The organism is Streptomyces sp. AP-93 (assembly GCF_022808175.1).
Taxonomy (GTDB): Bacteria; Actinomycetota; Actinomycetes; order Streptomycetales; family Streptomycetaceae; genus Streptomyces.
In genome coordinates this window covers 192,847-216,900 of sequence record NZ_JALGBX010000004.1, presented here as the reverse complement: position 1 = coordinate 216,900, position 24,054 = coordinate 192,847, and the positions used below count along the sequence as shown (strand labels likewise).

General features: G+C 72.3%; 24 protein-coding genes. 14 read left to right on the top strand and 10 right to left on the bottom strand.

What is annotated here, in order from left to right; translation table 11 throughout:
* The first annotated feature begins 70 nt into the window (after positions 1–70).
* The 3 genes from MTF69_RS08755 (at position 71) to MTF69_RS08745 (ending at position 2,406) form a co-directional block, all read left to right on the top strand.
* The gene (locus MTF69_RS08755; protein ID WP_243332247.1) at positions 71–673 is read left to right on the top strand and encodes a sigma-70 family RNA polymerase sigma factor; all 603 of its coding nucleotides are present in this window, start codon (positions 71–73) and stop codon (positions 671–673) included.
* 167 nt (positions 674–840) lie between these two features.
* Positions 841–1,452: a trimeric intracellular cation channel family protein gene (locus tag MTF69_RS08750; RefSeq protein WP_243332245.1), complete on the top strand. Its 612-nt coding sequence runs from the start codon at positions 841–843 to the stop codon at positions 1,450–1,452.
* Positions 1,453–1,581: 129 nt separating this feature from the next.
* On the top strand, positions 1,582–2,406 hold the full coding sequence (locus tag MTF69_RS08745) for a YhjD/YihY/BrkB family envelope integrity protein (RefSeq protein WP_243332243.1): 825 nt from the start codon (positions 1,582–1,584) through the stop codon (positions 2,404–2,406).
* Positions 2,407–2,416: 10 nt separating this feature from the next.
* Here MTF69_RS08745 and MTF69_RS08740 read toward each other — a convergent pair whose 3' ends face one another.
* Positions 2,417–3,700 (bottom strand): hypothetical protein, encoded by a 1,284-nt coding sequence (locus MTF69_RS08740; RefSeq protein ID WP_243332241.1) that lies wholly within the window; start codon positions 3,698–3,700, stop codon positions 2,417–2,419.
* 221 nt (positions 3,701–3,921) lie between these two features.
* Between MTF69_RS08740 and MTF69_RS08735 the strand changes: the two genes are divergently transcribed.
* On the top strand, positions 3,922–4,308 hold the full coding sequence (locus tag MTF69_RS08735) for a tyrosinase cofactor (RefSeq protein WP_243332240.1): 387 nt from the start codon (positions 3,922–3,924) through the stop codon (positions 4,306–4,308).
* A gap of 6 nt (positions 4,309–4,314) precedes the next feature.
* Positions 4,315–5,178 carry a tyrosinase family protein gene (locus tag MTF69_RS08730; protein ID WP_243332237.1) on the top strand — a complete coding sequence of 288 codons (864 nt, stop codon included), beginning with the start codon at positions 4,315–4,317 and terminating at the stop codon, positions 5,176–5,178.
* Positions 5,179–5,297: 119 nt separating this feature from the next.
* On the opposite strand, the gene MTF69_RS08725 is transcribed toward MTF69_RS08730, so the two are convergent.
* Together MTF69_RS08725 and MTF69_RS08720 are read right to left on the bottom strand one after the other, a co-directional pair.
* Positions 5,298–5,582 (bottom strand): chaplin, encoded by a 285-nt coding sequence (locus MTF69_RS08725; protein WP_243332236.1) that lies wholly within the window; start codon positions 5,580–5,582, stop codon positions 5,298–5,300.
* Between the two features lie 155 nt (positions 5,583–5,737).
* Positions 5,738–6,136: a hypothetical protein gene (locus tag MTF69_RS08720; RefSeq protein WP_243332235.1), complete on the bottom strand. Its 399-nt coding sequence runs from the start codon at positions 6,134–6,136 to the stop codon at positions 5,738–5,740.
* A 121-nt stretch (positions 6,137–6,257) separates the two neighbouring features.
* Between MTF69_RS08720 and MTF69_RS08715 the strand changes: the two genes are divergently transcribed.
* Positions 6,258–7,805, top strand: a complete 1,548-nt coding sequence (locus MTF69_RS08715) for a carboxylesterase/lipase family protein (protein WP_243332234.1) — start codon at positions 6,258–6,260, stop codon at positions 7,803–7,805.
* On the opposite strand, the gene MTF69_RS08710 is transcribed toward MTF69_RS08715, so the two are convergent.
* A complete protein-coding gene (locus tag MTF69_RS08710) occupies positions 7,783–9,009 on the bottom strand; it encodes an alpha/beta hydrolase-fold protein (RefSeq protein WP_243332232.1) in 1,227 nt (408 codons plus the stop codon). The genes MTF69_RS08715 and MTF69_RS08710 overlap by 23 nt on opposite strands.
* 260 nt (positions 9,010–9,269) lie before the next feature.
* Between MTF69_RS08710 and MTF69_RS08705 the strand changes: the two genes are divergently transcribed.
* Positions 9,270–10,298 carry a TolB-like translocation protein gene (locus tag MTF69_RS08705; RefSeq protein ID WP_243332645.1) on the top strand — a complete coding sequence of 343 codons (1,029 nt, stop codon included), beginning with the start codon at positions 9,270–9,272 and terminating at the stop codon, positions 10,296–10,298.
* A gap of 95 nt (positions 10,299–10,393) precedes the next feature.
* Here MTF69_RS08705 and MTF69_RS08700 read toward each other — a convergent pair whose 3' ends face one another.
* Positions 10,394–11,080 (bottom strand): GNAT family N-acetyltransferase, encoded by a 687-nt coding sequence (locus MTF69_RS08700; RefSeq protein WP_243332231.1) that lies wholly within the window; start codon positions 11,078–11,080, stop codon positions 10,394–10,396.
* A gap of 140 nt (positions 11,081–11,220) precedes the next feature.
* On the opposite strand from MTF69_RS08700, the gene MTF69_RS08695 reads away from it, so the two are divergent.
* Positions 11,221–12,027 carry an alpha/beta fold hydrolase gene (locus MTF69_RS08695; RefSeq protein WP_243332230.1) on the top strand — a complete coding sequence of 269 codons (807 nt, stop codon included), beginning with the start codon at positions 11,221–11,223 and terminating at the stop codon, positions 12,025–12,027.
* Between the two features lie 173 nt (positions 12,028–12,200).
* On the opposite strand, the gene MTF69_RS08690 is transcribed toward MTF69_RS08695, so the two are convergent.
* On the bottom strand, positions 12,201–12,992 hold the full coding sequence (locus tag MTF69_RS08690; RefSeq protein WP_243332229.1) for a GntR family transcriptional regulator: 792 nt from the start codon (positions 12,990–12,992) through the stop codon (positions 12,201–12,203).
* A 176-nt stretch (positions 12,993–13,168) separates the two neighbouring features.
* Between MTF69_RS08690 and MTF69_RS08685 the strand changes: the two genes are divergently transcribed.
* The 4 genes from MTF69_RS08685 to MTF69_RS08670 all read left to right on the top strand — a co-directional run bounded on the left by MTF69_RS08685 (position 13,169) and on the right by MTF69_RS08670 (position 16,919).
* The gene (locus MTF69_RS08685) at positions 13,169–14,425 is read left to right on the top strand and encodes a PTS transporter subunit EIIC (RefSeq protein WP_243332226.1); all 1,257 of its coding nucleotides are present in this window, start codon (positions 13,169–13,171) and stop codon (positions 14,423–14,425) included.
* 79 nt (positions 14,426–14,504) lie between these two features.
* Positions 14,505–15,557 carry an SIS domain-containing protein gene (locus MTF69_RS42820; RefSeq protein ID WP_279345533.1) on the top strand — a complete coding sequence of 351 codons (1,053 nt, stop codon included), beginning with the start codon at positions 14,505–14,507 and terminating at the stop codon, positions 15,555–15,557.
* 107 nt (positions 15,558–15,664) lie between these two features.
* Positions 15,665–16,237, top strand: coding sequence for a hypothetical protein (locus MTF69_RS08675; protein ID WP_243332224.1), 573 nt, complete (start codon positions 15,665–15,667; stop codon positions 16,235–16,237).
* Position 16,238: 1 nt separating this feature from the next.
* Entirely contained in the window at positions 16,239–16,919 is a 681-nt protein-coding gene (locus tag MTF69_RS08670) for a (2Fe-2S)-binding protein (RefSeq protein ID WP_243332222.1), read from the top strand.
* Between the two features lie 67 nt (positions 16,920–16,986).
* Here MTF69_RS08670 and MTF69_RS08665 read toward each other — a convergent pair whose 3' ends face one another.
* The gene (locus MTF69_RS08665; RefSeq protein ID WP_243332221.1) at positions 16,987–18,798 is read right to left on the bottom strand and encodes a S8 family serine peptidase; all 1,812 of its coding nucleotides are present in this window, start codon (positions 18,796–18,798) and stop codon (positions 16,987–16,989) included.
* A 228-nt stretch (positions 18,799–19,026) separates the two neighbouring features.
* The gene (locus MTF69_RS08660; RefSeq protein ID WP_374322485.1) at positions 19,027–20,475 is read right to left on the bottom strand and encodes a cation:dicarboxylate symporter family transporter; all 1,449 of its coding nucleotides are present in this window, start codon (positions 20,473–20,475) and stop codon (positions 19,027–19,029) included.
* Positions 20,476–20,506: 31 nt separating this feature from the next.
* Between MTF69_RS08660 and MTF69_RS08655 the strand changes: the two genes are divergently transcribed.
* Together MTF69_RS08655 and MTF69_RS08650 are read left to right on the top strand one after the other, a co-directional pair.
* Positions 20,507–22,108 carry a sensor histidine kinase gene (locus MTF69_RS08655; RefSeq protein WP_243332217.1) on the top strand — a complete coding sequence of 534 codons (1,602 nt, stop codon included), beginning with the start codon at positions 20,507–20,509 and terminating at the stop codon, positions 22,106–22,108.
* Positions 22,105–22,827, top strand: coding sequence for a response regulator (locus MTF69_RS08650; protein WP_243332215.1), 723 nt, complete (start codon positions 22,105–22,107; stop codon positions 22,825–22,827). Before MTF69_RS08655 ends, MTF69_RS08650 begins: the two co-directional genes overlap by 4 nt.
* On the opposite strand, the gene MTF69_RS08645 is transcribed toward MTF69_RS08650, so the two are convergent.
* Both MTF69_RS08645 and MTF69_RS08640 read right to left on the bottom strand, forming a co-directional pair.
* Positions 22,767–23,630 (bottom strand): tyrosinase family protein, encoded by an 864-nt coding sequence (locus MTF69_RS08645; protein WP_243332212.1) that lies wholly within the window; start codon positions 23,628–23,630, stop codon positions 22,767–22,769. The two genes, MTF69_RS08650 and MTF69_RS08645, sit on opposite strands and share 61 nt — an antisense overlap.
* Positions 23,630–24,034: a tyrosinase cofactor gene (locus MTF69_RS08640; RefSeq protein WP_243332210.1), complete on the bottom strand. Its 405-nt coding sequence runs from the start codon at positions 24,032–24,034 to the stop codon at positions 23,630–23,632. Before MTF69_RS08640 ends, MTF69_RS08645 begins: the two co-directional genes overlap by 1 nt.
* Positions 24,035–24,054: the final 20 nt, after the last annotated feature.

The window sequence follows — 24,054 nt, the reverse complement described above, 5'->3', positions numbered from 1 at the left end:
TACAACCCGGTTGTACAACCTGGTTATGGAAGTCTGTCGCCGCGGCGTGCTTCCGGTGTATAACCGAGCTATGACAGGTGAAGAGGGCGTGCGCCGGGTCCCGGAGTCACTGACGGAGGAGCAGGCAGCGCGGATGCTCGCGGAGATGAACGAAGTCATCCGCGCGGGCGAGGAGATGCGCAAGCTGCGCACCGAGATGATCAAGGTGTTCGCGGGCTTCGGCTGGACGCAGGACAAGATCGCCCAGCTCACCGCCATGAGCCAGCCCGCCGTGTCCAAGCAGGTGGCGAAGTACAAGGAGGAGGACCCGCTCCCGCCGATCGGACTCTCCCTGGACCAGAGCGACGCGCCGTGGCTCGAAGGCCGCCTGTGGGGCCTGGCCGAGGAGATCGCCGAGGCGTACCCGCAGACCGCGCGCTGTGCCCGCCACGTCGACGCCGTCGCCCGGGGAAAGAAGCGCTTCACGCCCCGGGACGTGGACGAGCTGCGACGCCTCGTCGAGGAGGACCTGAGGCTGCACCGCGACGAGCTGCCCGCCGCCTACCGCGAGGCGTACGACGCGATCAGCCGAGGCCTCGACGTCCCCTCGGGGGCCACTACGGACACCCCGGCCGGCGTGCGCCGTACCCTCGCGCACCGGATCCAGCGCGACCGGCTCGGCGGCGCCGACTGACGCGCCGGCTCCGGGACGGGGCCAAGGGGGCTGCATCCGTACCTCCGTCCCGTCCCGTCCCGCCCTGGCCCGTCCCGCCCTGGCCGAACGGCCGATGCGGGCGCCGGGGCGGATCCGGCAACCTCTACGGGGCCCCTCGTACCGCTCCGCCCCCCGAAGGAGGCGCCATGCTGCACGCCCTCTACCTCCTCGGCATCGCCGCCTTCGCCGCATCCGGCGTCCTCGCCGCACACCGCGCCAACATGGACCCCTTCGGCGGGCTCGTCCTCGCCTTCGCGGCCAGCATTTCCGGCGGGACCCTGCGCGACCTCATCCTCGACCGGCACCCGCTCTACTGGACGCACGACTGGCTGCTGCTCGTCCTCATCGGATCGGTCGCCGTCGCCACCATGCTCTACCTGCGCCGCCGGGAGCTCCCGCAGCGCGCGCTCATGGTCGTCGACGCCGTCGGCCTCGCCGTCGTCACCGTGATCGGCGCCCGCGCCGCGATCGACGCGCACGTCACCCCCGCCGCCGTGCTCATCCTGGCCGTCCTGACGGGCGTCACCGGCGAGGTCGTCCGCGACGTGCTCTGCGGGGAGTTCCCGCCGCTGCTCCTGCGCGAGGAGGTGTACGCGACGGCCGCGCTCGCCGGGGCGCTCTCCTACCTCGGCCTGCACTGGGCCGGAGTTCCGGACACCGCGAACATCACCGTGTCGGCTTCCCTGGTCTTCGCCCTGCGCATGACCGCGGTCTTCCGCGATCTGCACCTGCCCCGGCTCCAGCGCACCACGGGCTGACGCCGCCGGGAGTGGCGAAATGCCGGAAACGGGCTCTTCCGTCATTGTTCTCGGGAAGGGCGGTTCACAGCCGCCGGGAACCGCGCCCCGAGGAGTCTCACCGTGTCCGGACCGGAGACGATCCCTCACATGCGCGTCGTCCCGGGGTGGATGCGCAAGCACACCCCGCTGCTGGGCCGCCTCCTGGAGCAGCTCGGGGCGGTCAGGGTCCTGGACTGTGCGACCAGGCTGGCAGCCCAGGCCTTCCTCGGCGCGGTGCCGGCCGTCTTCGTCATCGCGGCACTCGCACCCGACTGGCTCCAGCAACAGCTGGTCACGTCCATCCGTACGACACTGGGGCTCACGGACGCCGCACTTGACCAGGTGCAGTCGGTCTACTCCGCCGCCGATGCCACGGCCGTCGCGAGCACCGGCGGGGTGGGAATCGTGGTGACGCTGCTGTCGGCGACCGCGTGCAGCCGGGCCCTTCAGAAGACGTGCGAACGCTCCTGGCACCTGCCCAAGGCCAAGGCCCGGGTCGCCGCCTGGCGGTGGCTGGCCTGGCTCGTCGTCTGGCTCGTCGCCCTGCTGTTCCAGGGGCTGGTGCAGACGGCGTTCGGCACCGGCCGGATCACCGGTTTCACCCTCGCCGCGGCCAGCGGAACACTCCTGTGGTGGTGGACGCAGCACCTGCTGCTCGGCTCCCGCATCCCGTGGCTGCCGCTGCTGCCCGGTGCGGTGCTGGCCGGGTTCGGGCAGCAGCTCCTGACCGTGGCGTCGCGGGTCTACATGCCCCATGCCGTCGATCGCAGCATGCAGCAGTTCGGCAGCCTCGGCTCGGTCTTCGTCCTGCTGTCCTGGCTCATCGCGTTCTTCATCGTGATCACCCTCGCCATCGCCGTCGGCTACGTGGTGGCCCACGAACCGCGCCCGGCGGCCTTGCTCCGCACGCCCGTGGACCCTGCAACGCCGTGACGTTGCGCGGCTACCGCTGTCCGGCACGGTCGGCGCAGCGGCCACTGGCCGCGAGCAGGGAGAGGACGGCGAGCACGGCCAGCAGGACGAGGGCCAGCAGCAGGACGGTGAGCACCGTCGGGTGGTTCCACAGCGCGAACACGAGCGCGCAGACGAGCAGTAGGCCGATGGTGAGCCGGCTCCGGTGCGCCTGCACCCAGGTGCCGACGCGCCCGGTGCGCACTCCGTGGGCGGCGCCCCACCCGGCGGCGGAGTCGGCCGCGCGCTCGGCACCGCCGCGCAGGCCGCGCGGCAGGCGGCCGGCGCCGGAGAGGTAGGCGCCGAGGGCCACGACGACGCCGAGGACCAGCGCGGTCCGGATGCCGACCCTCAGGAACTGCACCAGAGTGTCGAAGACGGCCGCTGCCGCCGCCGGTGACTGGACCTGCGCCGGCAGGTGGCCGAGGTAGTAGTGGCGAACGACGGCCAGCCCGATGGCGAAGACGAGACAAGCGGCGGCCGCGCCGAGGGCCGTGGTCACCAGTGCACGTCGACGGCGCCGGGCGAGGAGCACTCCGGCGGCACCGAGGACCACCGTGAGCACGGGCAGCCAGTTGCCGACGACGTCGAGCAGGCGGACCGCACCCCGGATCTTCTCCAGCTTCTCGGACTGCAGGAGCACCATCTGCTTGTCGACGTCGGGGATCTTCTCGGCCGGGGACAGGCCGGCCTCCACGAGGTCCTGTTTGACGGTCTCCACGGCGGCGCCGACATCGAGGGTGACGGTGCCCCCCTCCACTCCCACCGCACCGCGGCCCTCACCGGTCAGCGCGTGCACCACCGCGGCGTGGGCGGCGCGGTTGGCGGTGGTCCACACGGTCTCGAACCGGTCGCTCTCGACGAACCGGGTCGCCACCTTGGAGACGGCCGCGTCCGCGGCCGAGTCCAGCTGCGGCCCCAGCGCCTTGACCGCCGTCCCCACGCGGGGCGGCAGCCCCTGGGCCTCCAGCCACTTCGCCAGGTCCGATGTGACCTGAGCGCCGTCGACCTTGACGTCGGCGGCTTCGGTGATGCGGTGGACGGCCGCCGCCTCGATCGCCGGATCCGAGGCGAGCGGGGAGACCGTGGACACGTAGCGGCCGGTGTCCAGCACGATGCCGTGCACCCATACGGTGAGCAGGGAGACCGGCACGAGGACGCACGTGAGCGTGATCAGCACCGCCGAGACCGAGCTCAGGGCGATCCGCCCGGCACGTGGTGCACCCGTCCGACCCGGTGCGGGCACTTCGTCGGGGAGATCGGACGGCACGCTCATGGCACTCCCGGGGACGACGCACGCGAAGACGTGCTTGTGTCCCATGGGACACACAGGGCCGCCGGCTCCGCGCGTTCGGTTGGGCTCACCGGGTGATCCGCGCCGCCGGTGGCGAGCGGCTCCTCCTACAACCACATGAAGCGGCGGGGGCCTCCCCGGTGACCTCGCCCGCCGCGCCGCGTTAGACCCGTAGCCACCGGCCACCGAGCGAGGGAGACCGTATGTACGCAGCACCCGCCGCACCACTCACCCGCCGCGCGGTCCTCCGTACGGCCTTCACCGCGGCCGTGTTCGCCGGCACGGCCGCGGCGCTGGCCCCCGTACTGCGCGCCCGCCGTCCCCGGCAGACCCTCACACCGGCCCCGCTGACCCCGGCGGACGAGGAGACGTACCGCGGCCGGCACATCGCCGTCGATCCGGCGGGGACCAGTGTCCGCATCGACGGCCGTGCCCTGCACGTCATGCGGCGCTCCGACGGCACGTACCTCAGCGGGATCAACCACTTCCAGTCCTACGCGACCCCGCTGGAACTCGCCCGCGCGGCCGTCGACGAACTGGGCACCACCCAGCTGGCGTTCGCCGCCGCACACCACGGGGGACAGGAGTAACAGGGCGTGTACACCCGGCAGAACCAGAAGAACCTGACCAGCGCGCAGAAGAAGCGCTTCACGGCGGCCGTGATCGAGCTCAAGCGCAACGGCACCTACGACGCGTTCGTGCGCACCCACGACAAGTACTTCGTCCCCGACCGCGACAGCAAACTGCGCGTCGGGCACATGTCGCCGTCCTTCTTCCCCTGGCACCGGCGCTACCTGCTGGAGTTCGAACGCCGGCTCCAGAGCGTCGACGCGGGCGTCACCGTCCCCTACTGGGACTGGACCACCGACAACAGCCCGGCCTCCTCCCTGTGGGCGGAGGACTTCCTCGGCGGGACCGGCCGGGAGAGCGACCGCCAGGTGATGACCGGCCCGTTCGCCTACGGCAAGGGCAACTGGACGGTCACGGTCGGCATCACGGAGGCCGCCTTCCTCACCCGCAACCTGGGCCGGCCGCTGAACCCGATCAGCCTGCCGACCCGGGCCGAACTCCAGTGGGCGATCGACGATCCGCTGTACGACAGCTCGCCCTGGGACTCGACGGCCGGGCGCGGCGGCTTCCGCAACAAACTGGAGGGCTGGGCCGCCCCGAAGAGCGAGAAGTGGCGCAACCACAACAAGGTGCACCAGTGGATCGGCGGCCACATGACCGGCGGCACGGCCCCCAACGACCCGGCCTTCTGGCTGCACCACGCCTTCGTGGACCTGCTCTGGGACCGCTGGCAGCAGCGGCACCCGGACTCCGGCTACCTGCCCGCCGCCCCGCTCGCACTCGGTGACCTCCAGCGCGGCCGGGTGATCTCCCTCGACGAGCCGATGCCGCCGTGGGACGTCACCCCGCGCGAGATGCTCGGCCACCAGGGGATCTACCGCTACGAGTGAGCCCCGGCGCCGCTACGGGCGAGCCCCGGCGGAGCCGGCGGCAGCGGAAGTGACACGAGGAACGCGACACGAGGAAGGGCCCCCGCCGTCGGCGGGGGCCCTTCGGGTCACCAGGCGATTCAGCCGCCGTAGTTGCCCTCGGTGTGGTGGCCGCCGCCGCCGCCCGACGCGTTGACACAGGTGTTGCCGAACGCCGGGTTCAGCAGGGCGATCACGTTGACGGTGTTGCCGCAGACGTTGACCGGGACGTGCACCGGAACCTGGAGCAGGTTGCCCGACAGGACACCGGGGGAGCCGACCGCCGCACCGTGCGCTCCGGCATCGGCAGCCGCCAGACCCGCACCGGCGGCCAGGGCGCTACCGGCGGCAGCGGTGATGACGAATGCCTTCGCGATACGCGACATCAAGATCTCCTAGAGAGGAACGGGGGTGCCACAGGAAACAGAAACTGCGGCGTTTGACATGGCATACAACGCGGGGAGCGCCCAAGGGTCACGGTCGCTGAGCCGCTGGTGATCTCGGACGGCCCGGTGGTCCAGGACCACCGGCCGATTCCGGACTACGAGGTGGCCGAGAAGCGGACGGAGGAGAAGTAGGGGCGCACCGGCATCACCGCGCCCGGTGCCAGTTCCGCCACCGGGGTGCCCACACAGCCCGGCTCCCGGTACAGGGCCACCGAGCTCCCGGTCTTGTTCGTCACCGCCCGCCCGCCGCCGCCCAGGGCCTCCACACAGCCCTTGGCGGAGTCGATGCCGTGCGGGCGGTCGTCCGTGCCCAGGTACTGGAAGGCGGGCCCGGTGGCCGTCGGGGTCCCGAGGGCGGCGGTCGGGCCGTCGGCCGCGTACGCGCTGCCGCCGGCCGCCGCTCCGGCCGCGGCCGTGGCCGCCAGCAGCAGGACGGGGACCGATCCGGCCCGGACGAGGCTGCGCATGGTGTGGGGGAGAGACAGGGATCGCATGCCCCGCCCAACCCGGCGCGCCCCCGGCGGGGTCACGCCTTGTCACCCCGCGCATGCCTGTGCGACCGTGCGACCGGCGGGGAGCCCCGACCCCGAGGAGCCCCGACACCAGGAGGACGCGATGGCCGCAGCGGCGAACGAGACCCCGGACCGTCCCCGTCCCCGTCCCCGCCCTCGGGTCCGGACCGCCTACGGCGAGGTCGAGGGCAGGACCGGGCCGGGCGGCATCGCCGTCTTCCGGGGGATCCCCTACGCCGCCCCGCCCGTCGGGCCCCTCCGGTTCGCCGCGCCCGAGCCCCCCGAGGCCTGGGACGGCGTGCGCGACGCGGGAGCGTACGGGCCCACCGCGCCCAAGGTGCCCTACCCCGAGGCGTTCGCCGCGCTGCTGCCGGACCCCGACGTTCCCGGGGACGACTGCCTGAACCTCAACGTGTGGACCCCGGCCCCCGTCGGGAAGGAGATGCCCGCGGCCCGGCTGCCGGTCATGGTGTGGATCCACGGCGGCGCCCTCACCCGGGGCTCCTCGGCCGTGCCCGTCTACGACGGCTCCGCCTTCGCCCGCGACGGGGTGGTGCTCGTCTCCGTCAACTACCGCCTGGGCGTCCTCGGCTACGGCCTCTTCCCCGACGCCCCCGCCAACCGCGGGCTGCTCGACCAGATCGCCGCCCTGGCCTGGGTACGGGAGAACATCGCGGCCTTCGGCGGCGACCCCGCCCGTGTCACCGTCTTCGGGGAGTCCGCCGGGGCCATCAGCATCGGCGCCCTGCTCGCCGCACCCCGGGCCGCCGGCCTCTTCCACCAGGCCGTCCTGCAGAGCGGCGCCCCCGAAGCGCTGCCGCGGGACCGGGTGCGCACCATGGTCCGGCGGATGGCCGCACTGCTCAAGGTGCCCGCCACCGCCGAGGCCTTCACCCGGACGGCCCTGCCCGACCTGCTCGCCGCCCAGGCGGCCGTACTGCGCCGTTCCTCACCGCTGCTCGGCGGGCCCGCCTTCGGCCTGGTCGCCGACCCGCAGACACTGCCGCTCGATCCGCTCGAAGCGGCGGCCGCGCGGGGCGACGTACCGCTGCTGCTGGGCTGGACCGCCGAGGAGTACCGGCTCTGGCTGGCCCCGACCGGCACGATGCGGCTGCTGGACCGGCTGGGGCCGCTGTCCGTGGCCCTGGGCCGGATCCGCTCCGGCAAGGACCGGGCCGCCGTACGGGCGTTGCGCGCCGAGCGGCCGGGCGCGGGACCGGCCGACCTCCTCGGCCACCTGCTCACCGACCGGCTGCTGCGCGATCCGCTGCGCGTGCTGGCGGGCGCCGCCGGGCGGAGCGCGCCGAGCTTCGTGTACGAGTTCGCGTGGCCGTCCGGGGTCGCGGGCCTCGGGTCCTGCCACGCCCTGGAGCTGGGCTTCGTCTTCGACACCCTGGACGTGCCCGAGGCGTCCTGGCTGGCCGGACCGGACGCCCCTCGGGAACTGGCCGCGCAGATGCACGCGGCCTGGGTGCGCTTCGCCGTCGAGGGGGACCCGGGCTGGGCGCCCTGGAACGGCGACGGCCCGCCGAAGGTGTTCGGCGGGCCGGTGCACGGGGAGCCGGTGGGTGCGGAGCCCGGGAGCGAGGAGCAGGGGCGCGAGGAGCCGGTGCGCGTGGGCGGGGCGACTACTCGACGGGTCCTTCCATGACCTTGCTGATGAACTGGATCGGCCCCTCGCCCATGTTGGGCACGTAGGTCTTGGCGTTGTGCTGGCCGCCCTGGATGATCCTCAGGTTGGTGTGGATCGGCCCCTTGCCGTAGTCGGCGATGAACTTCTGCACGTTCGGCAGGGTGTTCTTGTTGCTCTCGTTGGTGCCGACCTGGAAGGCCAGGTAGACGTCCGGGCTGCCCTTCTTGCCGATCAGCGCCTTGGCGAGCAGCTCGGGGTTGTTCTCCGCCTTCTCCTTGTCGTGGCCCTTCCACAGGGAGGAGTCGGGAACGATGTCGGGGCCGGAGCAGATCGCGGCCTTGAACTTCTCCGGGTGCTTCAGCACGGCCTTCAGGCTGGCGAACCCGCCGGTGGAGGAGCCCATGTAGGCCCAGCCGTCACGGGACTTGACCGTGCGGAAGTTCTGCCGCATCAGGTCCGGCACGTCGTCGGTGAGCCAGGTGCCCATCTTGGGCTGGCCCGGGATGTCGGAGCCGTCCCAGTAGATGCCCTTGTCGTCCGGGCCCGGGTTCAGCACCGGCATGGCCAGGATGAAGGGCTTGCTCTTCCCCTGGGAGTACCACTTGCTGATGCTGGTCTGGAGGCCCAGGTCGGTGCCCATCCAGTAGTTGTTCGGGTAACCGGCGCCGCCGGGCAGCGCGATCATGACCGGGAAGCCGCTCTTGGCGAACTTCGGGTCGTTGTACTCCTTGGGCGCCCACACCCAGACCTTGCCCTTGAACCCGGACTTCTTGCCGTCCAGCGTGGTGACGGCGACGTGCGTGCCGTCGGGCAGGGTCATCGAGTTCTTGAAGGCGGCCGCCGGGCCGGTGGGCATCGACATCTTCGAGTTCGGCGGCGGCGTCGCGGCCGACGCTCCGCCGGTGTCGCCCCCGGCGGAGCCGGACGGCGGCAGCTGCCCGAAGGAGACGGCGTCGCCCTTGTCGGTGAAGGGCGGTATCTCGTAGTGGCTCATCACGAGCGAGGCGACGGCCGCGAGCGCGAGGACGGAGGCACCCGCGATCACCCACCGCCGGACCCGGGACGGCCGGCGCGGCTCCGCGGGGGGCTGCCCGTACGGCTGCCCGTACGGCTGTCCGTACGGCTGTCCGTACGGCTGCCCGTACGGCTCGCCGTAGGGCTGCTGCGGGTAGGGCCCTTCCGAGCGGTACGGCTGCTGCTGTCCGTCGGGTGCGTGCGACATGTGCGGTTGCTCTCCGGCTGGTGCTGCCCCGTGGGGGCGGAGTGGGACTGCTTTCGATCGAAAGATGAGCGTACGTGCCCAGGGGTTCCCGACTTTTACGTCTCTTGGGGTTCCGGAGGGGAGCGCGTTGCCCGGCGCGAAATGGGTGCCGCCGAGTTCCGGTCTGTTCGCCGGCTGTCCCTGGCCTCTGCACATGCCGATCGGTACGGTACCTCCGCGCCGCCCCAGCCCTCTGTCCGGAGGTAACGTCCGTGTTCGGTATGCCCCTCCAGCGCCGGATCCTGATCCTCGTCTGCGGAGTCGTCCTGCTCGCCGCCATCGGTGCGCTCGCCGTCGTGCGGGCCTCCTCGCACGCCGAGGAGAAGAACCGGGTCCAGGCGGGCGGGCCGCAGATCACCCCCGGCCCGGTGTCCCTCGCCCCGGGCGTCGGCGGCCGGCGGATCGTGTTCCGGAACATGGCCTGGGGGCCGCACCGCGACGAGCTCGCCACCGCTGCGGCCGGTGAGCCCGAAGGTCCGCGTACCGCCTCCGGGATCAGCTGCCTGCGCTTCCACGCGTCCGCCGGCACCGGGGTCTGCCTCCAGGCCGACAAGGGCGGGGTGCAGGACAGCTACAAGGCGGTGGTCCTCGACGCCCGGCTGAAGGAGGTCGCCTCCCGCCCGCTGGCCGGCATCCCGACCCGGGCCCGGGTCTCGCCCGCCGGCCACCTCGTCGCCTGGACGGTCTTCGTGGGCGGGGACTCGTACGCCGGTACGAACTTCTCGACCCGGACCTCCCTGCTGGACCTGCGCAGCGGGACGTACGACGCCTCGCTGGAGGACTTCACCATCCACAAGGACGGCACGACGTACCGCAACGCGGACGTCAACTTCTGGGGGGTCACCTTCGCCGCCGACGAGCGGACCTTCTACGCGACGCTGGCCACCGGCGGCCGGACCCACCTGGTCCGCGGCGACCTCGCGGCGCGCACGGTGACCACGCTGCGCGAGAACCTGGAATGCCCGTCCCTGTCACCCGACGGGACCCGGCTGGTGTTCAAGAAGCGGGTGCCGGGCCTGTCGCCGGACGCGCCGTGGCGCCTCTACGTCCTGGACCTCGCGACGATGGCCGAGGCCCCGCTCGCCGAGGAGCGCAGCGTCGACGACCAGGTGGTGTGGACCGACGACAGGACCGTCGTCTACTCGCTGCCCGGAGACTTCGGCGCCGACCTGTACTCCCTGCCCGCCGACGGCGGCGGGGCCCCCGCCCGGCTGATGACCGCGGCCCTCGCCCCCGCCTTCCTCGGCTGACACCGGGAGGACGGGGACGGAGGACCGGGCGGCGGCGGGGGCAGGGGCGGGGGCAGGGGCGGGGGCGGGGCGTGCGGATCTTCCGAGAAGGACCGTTACGCCGGGATGAGCGTCTTGCGGCGCCGCTTGCGCTGGGCAGCGGCCGACAGCCGCAGCTCGATGACCGACCGCACGGTCGGCCACTCCTCGTCGAGGATCGAGTAGAAGGCCGTACTGCGCACGGCGCCGTCCAGGCCCCGCGAATGGGCCCGGCGGACCCCCTCGCTGGTGAAGCCGAGCCGTTCCATCGCGGCGCGCGAGCGTCCGTTGCGGGCGTCGGCGCGCAGCGAGATCCGCCGGACCCCCCAGGTCTCGAAGGCGTGGCGGAGCATGAGCAGCTTCGCCTCGGTGTTGATGCCGGTGCCCTGGGCCGCCGGAGACAGCCAGGTATTGCCGATCTCGGCGGCATCGGGGATCGCCGTCGCCGGATCGCCGAACGGGACCCCCGGCACGGCGGGCCACACCAGAGGCCCCTGCCAGTAGTCGAGTTCCAGGAACCGGGTCGAACCGACCACCCGATCGTCGGTGGCTCTGACCACCGCGAACGGGAGCGATCGACCCGCTGCCTGATCGGCGAGGGCACGGTCGATGTACTCGTGTGACGCCTGCAGCCCGTGGGGCACGGGGGTGAAGGCGTAAGTCGTACGATCCTCGGCCCCGGCCAGGGCCAAGGCCTCGGTGTGGTGGGGGGCGAGGGGCTCAAGCCGCACGGAGCGGCCGGCGAGGAGTACGGGTACGGGCACGGAGCCTTCGGTCCTTCTAGGCGGTGGGGTGGTTGCACAGTCTGCGTCCCTGACGTCGCCCCCCGTGCAAAACACGAGTGAAAGGCAACGGGCTGTCAGGTGAACGCGAGTGGCTCAATGTAGCTCCTTAGACTCCTTTCATGAACCCCCAAATTGGCAATGGCGTGACACTCTTTTTCGCGGACTTGGGTCCCCGCGACGGAGCCCCCGTAATCCTGATCCACGGACATCCGCATCGCCACTCGATGTGGGCTCCCCAGGCGGCGGCACTGACCACGGCCGGTTACCGTGTGATCACCCCTGACCTGCGGGGATACGGGCAAAGCCCGGTGCTGCCGGGCAAAACGCTGCTCGCGGACTTCGCCGATGATCTGGCTGCTCTGCTCGACCGTCTGGGCGTCGAACAGGCGGTCGTCGGCGGTGTGTCCATGGGCGGCCAGATCGCCATGGAGATGCGGTTGCGCCACCCGGGCCGGGTGCGGGCCCTCGTTCTCTCCGACACCTCCTCCCAGCCGGAAACGGAAGACGGCAAAGCCTTCCGCCGGAACCTCGCCGAGCGGCTCCTCGCGGAGGGAATGAAGCCCTATGCCGACGAGGTCATCGACAAGATGCTCGCGCCCTACAACGTGACCGGGATGCCGGACGCGGCGGCCGAGGTCACCGGGATGATGTACGCCACCGACCCCGAGGGCGCGGCCGCCGCCCTGCGCGGGCGGGCCGAACGGCCCGACTACGCCCCGGTGCTCGCGGCGCTGCCCGCCGAGGTGCCCTGCCTGATCGTGGTCGGCCGGGACGACGTCTACACCCCGGTCGCCGAGGCCGAGTCCCTGCACGCACTGGTCCCGCACTCGGTGCTCGCCGTGGTGGAGCGGGCCGGGCACCTGCCGGGCGTGGAACAGCCGGAGGCCTTCAACCGGGCGCTGCTGGAGTTCCTCGAGGGAATCTGACCGGCGCGCACCGGCCCCGCCGGGCCCCGCCGGGCCCCACCGGGCACCACCGGGCACCACCGGGCACCACCGGGCACCACCGGGCCCCGGACGGGCGGAGGACCGCCCGGGCCGGGGCTTTCGGCTGGCCCGGAGCGTGCCGAACGGGGCTACCGCGCGGCTGACGGCCGGTGTCAGTCTGTCTGCAGGGTGGTGCGCAGCCGGTAGCGGTCCCCGCTGTACTCCACCGTGGACAGCAGCAGCGGCCGCTGGTCCTTGGTGTACACCGTCTGGTCGAGTACGAGCACGGGCGCGCCCTCGGCGATGCCCAGGTGCCCGGCGAGCTCACCGTCGGCGTTGCGCGCCTCGATGGTCGCCTCGGCGCGGTCGGGTTCGACGCCCCAGCGGCGCAGTTCCTCGAAGAGGGAGGTCTCGCGGAAGTCGGTACGGGCGAGGTCGGGCGCGAGTTCGGCGACGAGCAGGGTCCGGTCGACGGCGATCCGGACGTCGTTGAGCAGCCGGATCCGCTCCAGGCGCAGGAGCGGGGTGCCGGCGGGCACGTCGAGACGGTCGGCGTCGTCCAGGGACGCGGTGACCGTGTCGTGGCGCAGCACCACCGAGCTGGCACGCATGTGCTTGCGGCGCGCGGTGGCGGTGAAGGACTCCAGGTCCTTGGGCCACTCGCGGGCGGGCGCGGGCGCCACCGGCGCCGCCACGAACCAGCCGCGCCCGTGGGACGCGGTGACCAGGCCCTGTTCGACGAGGCGGGCGAGCGCGCGGCGCAGGGTGACGCGGGAGACGTCCAGCCGGGTGCACAGCTCGCGCTCGGGCGGCAGCTTGCTGCCCTCGGACAGGCCGCGGCGGGCGATCTCCTCGCGGATGCGGTCCGCGGCCTGGGCCCACAGGGGGTCCGCGGCGCGGGCGTTCGCCGCGAGGGCGGTCGCTGCGATCGAGGAGGCGGCGGCGCGGGCGGCATCGTCGGTCATGAGCCAAACCATACCACTTGCTACCACTTCCTCCGGCTTCCGTCCCGGGGGAGTCGGGACCTAAGCCCTCATCTTGATGTTTTCCGTAAGACCACAAGAGACCACCGTTGACCAATCCAAAACCACTGACTACCTTCGAGTCGTCCCCACCACCCCGCTCGACGAGGAGTCCCGAGATGAGTACGGCCACAGTTCGGGCCGGCGCGCCGGCTGCCGAAAAGAAGCCGGGCCGGATCATGCCGGTCATGCAGCGCATCGGCCGCAGCCTGATGCTGCCCGTGGCCACGCTGCCGGCCGCGGCCCTGCTGACCCGCCTCGGCGGCGCCGACCTGCTGGGCCGCGAAAGCTTCCCGCTGATCATCCAGAAGCTCGCGATGGTCCTGGCGGCGGCCGGTGACACCGTCTTCGCCAACATGCCGCTGCTCTTCGCGGTCGGCGTGGCCATCGGCTTCGCCAAGAAGTCGGATGGTTCCACCGCACTGGCGGCCGTGGTCGGCTACCTGGTCTTCAAGGCCGTGCTCGCCAGCCCCGCCTTCCCCAAGGGCGTGGACGGCGAGCCGCTCGACGCCAAGGTCTTCGGCGGCATCGTGATGGGCCTGGTCGCGGCCCTCCTCTACCAGCGCTTCAGCCGGACCAAGCTGCCCGAGTGGCTCGGCTTCTTCGGCGGCCGCCGGCTGGTGCCCATCCTCAGCGCCTTCGCGGGCGTCGGCATCGGAGTGGTATTCGGAGTGGTCTGGCCCACCGTCGGAGGCTGGTTCTTCCACTTCGGCGAGTGGCTGGTCGGCACCGGCGCCTGGGGAGCAGGTCTCTTCGGCCTCGTCGTCCGGGCCCTCATCCCGATCGGGATGCACCACTTCTTCTCGGTCTTCCCCTGGTTCGAGGCGGGCACCTTCGTCAACCCGGCCACCGGCACCGAGGTGCACGGGGACATCGCCCGCTTCCTCGCCGGCGACCCGACCGCGGGCCAGTTCATGACCGGCGGCTTCCCGATCTACATGTTCGCGCTTCCGGCGGCCGCCATGGCCATCGCGCACACCGCCCGCCCCGAGAACCGCGTCATGGTCAAGGGCATGATGATCTCCGTCGCCCTGACCTCCTTCGTCACCGGGGTGACCGAGCCCATCGAGTTCGCCTTCATGTTCGTGGCCCCGCTGCTCTACGCGGTCCACGCCCTCCTCTTCGGCGTCTCGATGGCCGTCTGCTACGCCCTCGGCATCCGCGACGGCTTCGGATTCTCCTCCGGCGCCATCGACTACGTCGTGAACTACGGCATCGCCACCAAGCCCTGGATGCTCATCCCGATCGGCCTGGCCTTCGCCGCCGTCTACTACGTGCTCTTCCGCTGGGCGATCGTGAAGTTCGACCTCCCCACCCCGGGCCGCGAACGCGACGAGGAGTCGCAGCCGGACACCAAGGCAGGCGTCAGCGCCTAGCCCGTCCCGCTCCTTCCCGTCCCGCTCCTCCCCGTACCGCCCGCCCAGGCATCCCCAGACCCGCTAAGGACCCCCCACCATGTCCGGATCCCGCATCACGTTCCTCGAAGGCCAGGCCGGCCAGGGCGCGGCCCTCGCCCGGATCGCCGACCGCGTCCGTACCCAGCTCGCCTCCCCGGAGCTCGCCGGGCTGCGCGCCGCCGAGCGCCCCCTGTTCACCGGCATCGGAGCCTCGTACGCAGCCCTCGCCGTCCCCGTACAGCAGCTCCGCGAGGCCGGGATCGTCACCCAGCGCGTGCTGTCCAGCGAGATCGAGACCGGCACCACCGGCTTCGACACCGACTGCCTGATCGCCGTCTCCCAGGGCGGCCGCAGCTCCGAGACCATCGCCGCCTTCGAGTGCGCCGCCCCCGGCATCACCAGGACCGCGCTGCTCAACGTGGTCCCCTCGCCGCTCGGCGACCTCGCCGACCTCACCGTGGACCTCGGCAACGAGCCCGACTCGTACGCCTCGACCATCGGCTACACCGGCACCATCGTGGCCCTCGACCTGATCGCCGGGGCCGTCGCGGGGCGCGCGGGCGACCCGTGGGGCGAGATCGCCGAGCAGACCACCGCGATCCACTCGCAGGCCACTGAGGCCGTGGCGGGGCTGCGGGAGCGCGGAGCCCGCTGCATCGCCTCCGACGGCGTGGCGGCCGGGGCCTCCCGGGCCTCCGCCGAGGAGGGTGCGCTCCTGCTGCGCGAGGTGGTGCGGATGACCGCGGCGCACTCGGCGACCCGCAACTACCTGCACGGCGAGATGGAGTCGGCCGGCAACACCCTCCACCTCGTCTACGGCGACGGCCGCGAGATCGAGCTGGCCCGCTCGCTGGCGGGCGCCGGCCACCTCACGCTGCTGATGACCACGGCCGAGGTGGAGCCGGCGGACAGCCTGTGGGTCGTCCGCCTGCCCGAGGTCGCGGACGCGGTCCGGGTGGTCCTGGAGACGGTGGTCCTGCAGGAGCTGGTCGCCCAGCTCAGCGCCGAGCGCGACGTCCCGATCGAGTCCTTCGTCTTTGCCAACGACGACACCAAGCAGGGCGGCCTCGACATGTCCGACTTCGAGGTCGCGGCCTTCACCCAAACCTGAGCCCAAGCCCAAGCCTGAGCCCCGGCCGCCGGCCGCCGGCCCCACGGCCCGCGGATCCTCCGGATCCCGAGGGCCGTGGGGTTCCGCGTGCCTGAGATCATCTGGGGATGGACTTCGTGACGGAACTGACCCGCTTCGCGGCCACCGGCCGCCTCGGTGACTTCCACGTGGGCGCGCACCTCTACGACCTGGTGGCCGCGAAGGGCGAGCCCGAATGGTCGGACCGTGTGGACGAGGCGAGTCCCTGGCCGCACTGGTACTGCTACGGCGATCTTCAGATCGTCTTCTGCGAGTGCCGGCTGCTGGAGCGGATGTACGTCCCCGCATGGCATGCGGAGCTGGAAGTGCCGGGGACCGGCCGGGACGCGGCGTACACCGTGCGGACCCGGGTCACCGAGCCGCGGCTCACCGCCGCGTTCACGCGGGCCGGTCTGGTGTGGCAGACCCAGACGTACGAGAACCTGCCGGACCAGCGGACCCTGGTCACCGAGCCCTCGCCCGGGATCATGACCGGTTTCCTCTTCGCCCCGCCCGTCGCGGACGACGGCGGGAGCCCGGAGGGGCCGCAGGCGGCGAAGGGGGCGGATTGGGTGCTGTACAAGGCCTCGACGGCCGTCCTGCGCGGCCACGCATGCCCGGATCCCGCCGGCTTCCGCCCCGACGACGGCTACGGCGCCTGACGTGGACGGCGTACTGCGGCAGTTGGCCTCCGTCGGCCCCTTCTTCACCGTGGCGTACGGGAAGGAGCCGCCCGCCCCCGGCTTCCGGCCGCTCGACGAGCTGTACGGGAAGCAGCTCGGGGCCTACGTGGCCGAGGTCGGCCGGCGGATCGGGAGCGGCCCCGGGCGGGTGGCGGCCTCGACCGCGCAGTTCGGGATCGTCTCGCGGCTCTGGTCGCTCGGGCTCGGCTGCGCCGTGCTCTCCGGGCGGGTCCCGGACCTCGGGCCCGGCCGCCTGTGGTGGCGGCTGCCCGGCGCGGGCTCGCTGGAGCTGTGGCTGCCCGAGCCCGCCGAACTCCCCGGGGAAACCCCGGCGCGGGCCCTCGCGGACACCGTGCTCGGCAACCTCGCGGTGCTCGACACGGCGCTGCGCGAACGGTTCGGAGTCTCGCCGCAGGTGCTGCGCGGCAACGCCGCCTCCGGGCTGGTCGGCGCCGTCCGGGTGCTCACGGACCGGGTGCCGGGGGAAGCGGCGGCGCTGCTGGCCGCCGAACTCCTCGCCGACGGCGGCCCGCTCGGCGGGACCGGCACCTATCTCCACGAACCCGGCCTCGGGGTGGCCTTCGTGCGCCGCAGTTGCTGCCTGTACTACAAGGTGCCGGGCGGCGGGCTCTGCGGGGACTGCGTACTGCGGACCAAGTGAGCGCGAAGGGCCACCGGGGCGCGGTCGTACCGCTCCGCTCCCCGATGGCCCCCGTGGGCGCCGACGATCAGAAGGTCAGGTTCCAGGCGTCGATCTTGCCGGTGTCCTGGTTGGCGTTGTCGTTCACGCGCAGCGTCCAGACACCGTTGGCCACCTCGGAGGAGGCGTTGACGGTGAAGGTCTGGACGATGTTGTCCGTGCTGCCGCCGGTCCGGTTGCTCAGGACGTAGACCGAACCGTCCGGAGCCACGAGGTCGACCTTGAGGTCACCGATGTAGGTGTGCTTGATGTCCACACCCACCTTGAGGGTGGTCGGCGCGTTGCCGGTCACCCCGCTGACGGTGATGGCGCTGTTCACGGTCGTGTTGTCGGGGATGGTGACATCGGTGAGGTTCTCGAAGTACTTGCCGGTGGGCGGCGGGGTCGAGCCGCCGACCGCCTTCAGTGCGTCGACCTGGCCCTCGCCGAAGAACCCGTTGTTGGCCGTGGTCCCCTTGCAGCGGTTGTCCGACGGGCAGGCGGTGTCGTTGGCCTGGGTGGCCAGCGCGGTGCGGATCTGCGCCGGGGTGAAGGTCGGGTTGGCGCTGGCGATGAGCGCCGCGACGCCCGCGACGTGCGGGGACGCCATCGACGTACCGCTCATGGAGCTGTACGAGCCGCCCGGAACGGTGGAGTAGACGTTGCTGCCCGGCGCCGCGACGTCGATGACGCCCTGGCCGAAGTTGGAGAACGAGGCCTTGGTGGTTCCCGTGCCGTTGGCCGCGACCGTGACCACGCCCGGGAGCTCGGTCGGGATGTCGAGGCAGGCGTTGGTGATGGTCCGGGTGGTCGGCGTCGAGTCGTTGGGGCTCGCCGAGTCCGTGGTCTTGTTGGCGAGGTCGTAGTTCTCGTTGCCCGCCGCGGCGACCTGGAGCGAGCCCTTGCTCTCCGCGTACTCCTGGGCGCGCTTGACGCCCTCGATGATCGCGGCCTGGTCGACGTTGTCCGGGCAGTTGAACTGCCACGGGTCCGTGTAATAGCTGTTGTTGGTGACCTTGAAGCCGTGGTCGCCGGACCAAACGAAGGCGCAGATGGTGTTCTCGGCGAAGAACAGCGAGGTGCCCGGCTCGGCCACGCGGACCGAGGAGATCTTCACGCCCGGGGCCACGCCGACGACGCCCTTGCCGTTCTTGGCGGCGGCGACGGAGCCCGCGACGTGCGTGCCGTGGGTGCCCACGTCGCGCCAGGCGCCGACCCGGGTGTCCGCCTTGCCGTAGGCGCAGGAGGCGGAGTCGGCGGCGTTGAAGTTCGGTGCCAGGTCCTGGTGCTGGTCGTCCACGCCGGTGTCCAGGATGCCGACCTTGACGGAGGGCGAGCCGGGGTTCACGGCCCAGGCCTGGTCGGCCTTGATCTGGCTCATGTCGGCGCGCACGGTCTCGCCCGCGGGAGTCGTCGACTGGGACGGGTTCGCCGGCAGCGCCGGGTTGTAGGCGTCGGCCGGCACGTCCGAGGTGCGCGTCGCGCCGACCTTCTGGACCCCGCTGACCCCGCGCATGGTGGCGGCGAAGGCCGAGGAGGTCGAGTGGGCGACGATCACGCCGATCTGGTCGTAGTACGAGAACACCGTGCCGCCGTTCGCCGTGACGGCGGAGCGGACCGCGGAGCTGTCACCGGCCGCGGTGATCACTACGTAGGCGCGGGTGCCGGCAGCCCAGGTCGCACTCTGGGAAGTCGGCGCCGGAGCCTGGGCCTTGGCGGCGGGTGCGGAGGTACCGGGGATCCCGGCGGGGGATACGGGCGCCGTGCCGGCGAGCGCGGCCGGTGCCCCGAAGGCCAGGGCGGCCAGGGCGGCCGCCAGTACGAGGGTGCGTCGAGGTCGGCTGGATATGTGGGGTATCAATGCGTCCTCCGAGAACGGCCCTGCGGTGCGGGTGGCACCTACCGGGCCGTACGAAACGAGTGGTGGACGCAAGATGTCAGAAGCGTGCCCCGATATGGAAGTACCTTTTGCAGCTAGACGGTTCATCCGATCTTGGCTGGAAAACGACTATCGCCAGAGATGTTGGGACCGACCGGGCTGGGCACCGTGGGGGCGAGCCCTGCCCGGCCGGTCCGCGGGGCGTGCCCGTCAGACGGGTACGCCGTCCTTGGTGGCGCTCGGCTGGGCGGGTACCGCCGTGGCCTGGTCGTGTCCGTCGTCGGTGAGCGTGCTCTCGTCGAACGGCAGTCGTCCGGCGAGGACTTCGGTGGCCCGGACCCGGTCGAACTCCTTCGTCCAGGTGCCGATCAGCACGGTCGCGATCGCGTTGCCCGCGAAGTTCGTCAGCGCCCTCGCCTCGCTCATGAACCGGTCGATGCCCACGATCAGGCCGACGCCGTCGACGAGTTCAGGCCGGTGCGACTGGAGTCCACCGGCGAGGGTGGCGAGACCCGCGCCCGTGACCCCGGCCGCACCCTTCGAGGCGATGATCATGAACAGCAGCAGGGAGACCTGCTCGCCCAGTGCCAGGGGCGTGCCCATCGCCTCCGCGACGAAGAGCGAGGACATCGTCAGATAGATCGCGGTCCCGTCCAGGTTGAAGGAGTAGCCCGTCGGGACCGTGATGCCGACCACCGGCCGCGAGACGCCCACGTGCTCCATCTTCGCGATCAGCCGGGGCAGTGCCGACTCCGAGGAGGAGGTGGACAGGATCAGGAGGAACTCCCGGCCCAGGTAGCGGAGCAGGGCGAAGACGCTGATCCCCGTACACAGCCGCAGCAGCGTGCCCAGGACCACGAAGACGAAGAGCAGGCAGGTCGTGTAGAAGCCGATCATGATGACCGCGAGGGACTTCAGCGCGTCCATTCCGGTCGCCCCGACCACCGCCGCGATCGCGCCGAACGCGCCCACCGGCGCCGCCCACATGATCATCGCGAGGACCCGGAACACCAGCTTCTGCACGTGCCCGATCCCGCGCAGCACCGGCTCGCCCGCCGTGCCCATGGCCTGGAGCGCGAACCCGCAGAGCAGCGCCACCAGCAGCGTCTGCAGCACCTCGCCCCCGGTGAAGGCCGACACCAGCGTGGTCGGGATGATCCCCAGCAGGAACTCGGGGGTGCTCTCGGCGCCGCCCGCCTTGGCCTGCGCCTCGCCCGCGCTCCGGGCCGCCTCGGTCAGGTGCAGCCCGCTGCCCGGCTCCAGCAGGTTGCCCACGAGCAGTCCGATGGCCAGCGCCACCGTGGACATCACCATGAAGTAGCCGAGCGCCAGCCCGCCCACCGCGCCGACCTTGGCGGCCTTGCGCACCGAGCCGATGCCCAGCACGATCGTGCAGAAGATGACCGGCGAGATCATCATCTTGATGAGATTGACGAATCCGGTGCCCAGCGGCTTGAGCTCCACGGCCACGCCGGGCGCGGCGAACCCGACGGCGATGCCGAGCAGCACCGCTGCGATCACCGCGATGTACAGATAATGCGTCTTGTCGCGCCTGGCGGCCACGATGCCTCCCGGTAGTGCCCTTCGCCTCCCCGATGGCGAAGGCGTCCCGGGAGGACCATCGCCCGTCGCTGTGACCCCGGTCACCCTTGCGTTCATTGAGTTCTCGCCCGGGTGCACACTGAGCGCCATGTTCCGCTTCCCCCGGCCGCCGCGCAGCCTCGCCGGCCAGCTCTTCGCCATGCAGGTGGTGCTGGTCGCCGCGGTCGTCGCCGGCTGCGCCGTCTTCGCGTACGCGACCGCCCGCGACCAGGCCGAGGAGGCCGCCCGGCGCCAGGCCGGGGCGGTGGCCCGCGCGGTCGCCGTCTCCCCGTCGGTACGGGACGCGGCGCGGGGGGACGGCCGTGCGGCCCTGCAGCCCTACGCGGAGCGGGTCCGCGTCGACGCGGGCGTGGACTTCGTGACGATCATGGCTCCGGACGGACGGCGCTGGACCCACCCCGACCCGATGCGCATCGGCGAACCCTTCCTCGGCAACACCGCCCCCGCCCTGCGGGGCGAGACCTTCGGCGAGACCTACACCGGCACCCTCGGCCCCTCCCTGCGCGTGGTCACCCCGATCACCGACGACGGCCGGGTCATCGGGATGGTCGCCGCCGGCATCACCGTCCGCTCGGTCAGCGACCGCCTCGCCGAGCGGCTCGCCGCCCTCGCCTGGGTGGCCGGCGGGGCCCTCGCCCTCGGAGGGGCGGGCACCTACGTCATCAACGCCCGGCTGCGCCGCCACACCCACGGGATGAACGCGGCCGAGCTGAGCCGGATGTACGACTACCACCAGGCCGCCCTGCACGGGGTCCGCGAAGGGCTGCTGATGCTCGACGGCCGGCGCAGGATCACCCTCGTCAACGACGCGGGCCGCGAACTCCTCGGCCTGCGCGGGGAGATCAAGGGGGCCGCGGTCGACGGCCTGGGTCTGCCCGCCCCGCTCACCGGTGCGCTGCTCGCCGACCGGCCCCGGGTCGACGAGGTGCACCTGACCGCCGACAGGGTGCTCGTGCTCAACAGCGCACCCGTCGCCGGCGGTGGCCGCCGGGGCACCGTGATCACCCTGCGCGACCACACCGAACTGCTGTCGCTGACCGGTGAATTGGACCAGGAACGCGGATTCACCCGAGCGCTGCGCGCGCAGGCCCACGAGGCGGCCAACCGGCTGCACACGGTGGTCTCGCTCATCGAACTCGGCCGCAGCCGGGAAGCGGTGGACTTCGCCACCGCCGAGCTTTCCCTCGCCCAGGCGCTGACCGACGAAGTGATCGCCGCCGTCGGCGAGCCCGTGCTCGTCGCCCTGCTGCTGGGCAAGGCCGCGCAGGCCCACGAACGGGGGGTCGAGCTGGTCGTCACCCCGGACAGCGGAGCCATCGGCGCCGGGCCCGGCGGCCCGCCCGCCCGGGACCTCGTCACCGTGCTCGGGAACCTCGTCGACAACGCCGTCGACGCCCTCACCGGTGTGCCCGGCGGCCGGATCTCCGTGACCATCCGCCCCGACGGCGCGTCCGGCCCCCACGGGCAGGGACTGCTGCTGAGCGTGGCCGACAACGGGCCCGGACTCCCCGAGGGGGAGGACGTGTTCCGGCACGGCTGGTCGGGCAAGGGCGAGGGGCGGGGTCTGGGCCTCGCGCTGGTGCGGCAGGTGGCCCACCGGCACGGGGGCAGCGCAGACGCGGACCAACTGCCGGACGGGGGAGCCCGGTTCACCGTACGGCTGCCGGCGCGCGGGGAGGCGGACGCATGAGCACGCCCGAGGTGCGGGTCCTCGTCGTGGAGGACGATCCGGTGGCCGCCGACGCGCACGCGCTGTACGTCGGGCGGGTGCCCGGCTTCACCGCCGTCGCGGTCGTCCACTCCCTCGCCGAGGCCACCCGCGTCCTGGAACGGACCCGGATCGACCTGCTGCTGCTCGACCTGACCCTGCCCGACGGCCACGGGCTGCGCTTCGCCCGCGGTCTGCGGGCCGCGGGCCATCCCGCCGACGTGATCGTGGTGACCTCGGCGCGGGACCTGGGGGTCGTCCGCGAGAGCGTCTCGCTCGGGGTCGTGCAGTACGTACTGAAGCCCTTCGCCTTCCCCACCCTGCGCGAACGGCTCCTGCGCTACGCCGAGTTCCGCGCGACGGCGGCGGGCGAGGCGGCCGGCCAGGACGACGTGGACCGCGCGATGGCGGCCCTGCGCTCACCCCGACCGGCCGAACTCCCCAAGGGAATCGGCGGCCCGACCCTGGACCGGGTCGCCGCGCTGCTGCGGGCGGCCCCCGAGGGGCTGACCGCGGGAGGGACGGCCGAGGCGGCCGGGATCTCCCGGATCACCGCCCGCCGGTACCTGGAGCACCTGGTGGACACCGGCCGCGCGGACCGCACCCCCCGGTACGGCCAGGTCGGCCGCCCCGAACTGCACTACCGCTGGCTGGCGGCGGCCCCGGCCGGCGCCGGGACCGGCTCGGTGTCGAAGGTGTAGAACTTCCGGTGGTCCAGCATGTCGGCTGGGGTCACGTCGTTCCACGGCCGCATGGTGTCGTGCAGGTCCACGACGTTCGCCGTGCCCGCGGCGGGCAGGTACGCCGACTGCGGGTGCAGCGCCTGCCAGTCGGCCCACAGCTTGTCGATGAAGGCGTGGTGCATCCAGAACACCGGGTCGTTGGGGGAGACCCCGGTAGCCATCTGGCCGCCCACCCACACGTGCACCCGGTTGTGCAGGTTGGCCCCGCGCCAGCCCTCCAGGTGGTTGCGGAAACCGCCGGAGGAACTGTTCCAGGGCGCCGCGTCGTACACCGGCATCGCGAGGACGGAGTCCACCTCTGCCCTGGTCGGCAGTTGGGCCACCCCGGTGCCCAGGGCGCGACGCAGGTAGGAGCGCCCGTCCACCCGTACGGCTATCTCCCACTTGCCCGCCGCGTACGCGAACGGCCCGTCGAGCACCTGCCCGTCCCGGGCCCGTCCGGTGCCGCCGAGGAAGTCGGCGGCCCAGAGGGAGGAGCGCGCGGTCCGGTCCGCGGTCCAGTCCCAGTACGGCAGGGCCACCGCCGGATCAACCGCCTGTAGCGCCGCCTCGAACTCCAGCAGAAACCGGCGGTGCCAGGGCAGGAAGGAGGGGGAGCGGTGGCCGACCCGGTCGCCCGAGTCGGTGTCGCTCATGATGAAGCCGTTGTGCGTGGTGACGAAGCGGTCGTAGCGGCCGGTCCGCTTCAGTTCGAGGAGCGCCGCGGTGAACGCCCGCTTCTCCTCGGGGGTGAGCGAGGCCTGGTTCTTGCGGATCGTCATCACATGCCGCCCATCGGGACGAGGGAGGCGCCCTGCAGCTCGCGCACGGCGGCGCGGGCGAGCGGGAGCGGGCCGGAGAAGGTCTCGTAATGGTTGACGACGCTGATCCAGCTGCCGTCGGCGTTCCGCATCACGTGCAGTTCACGGCCGTCTATGAGGACGGTCGGCTGACCGGGGGACTGGTGGCCGCCGTGGTGGCCGCCGTGGTCGCCCGTGCCGCCCGAGGCGGGGACTATCCGTATGCGGCGGCCCTGGTAGACCTCGTCGACGGTGCCCGCGGGGGTGGCGGGTGCGGCGGAACGGGATCGGGTGACGGCCGCGTGCGCGGTGGCGCCGGCGAGGCCGAGGACGGTGAGTGCGCCGGCGGTGGTGCCTAAGGCCTGACGGCGGGTGATCTTGTTCATGCCCCGAAGAGGTATCAGGG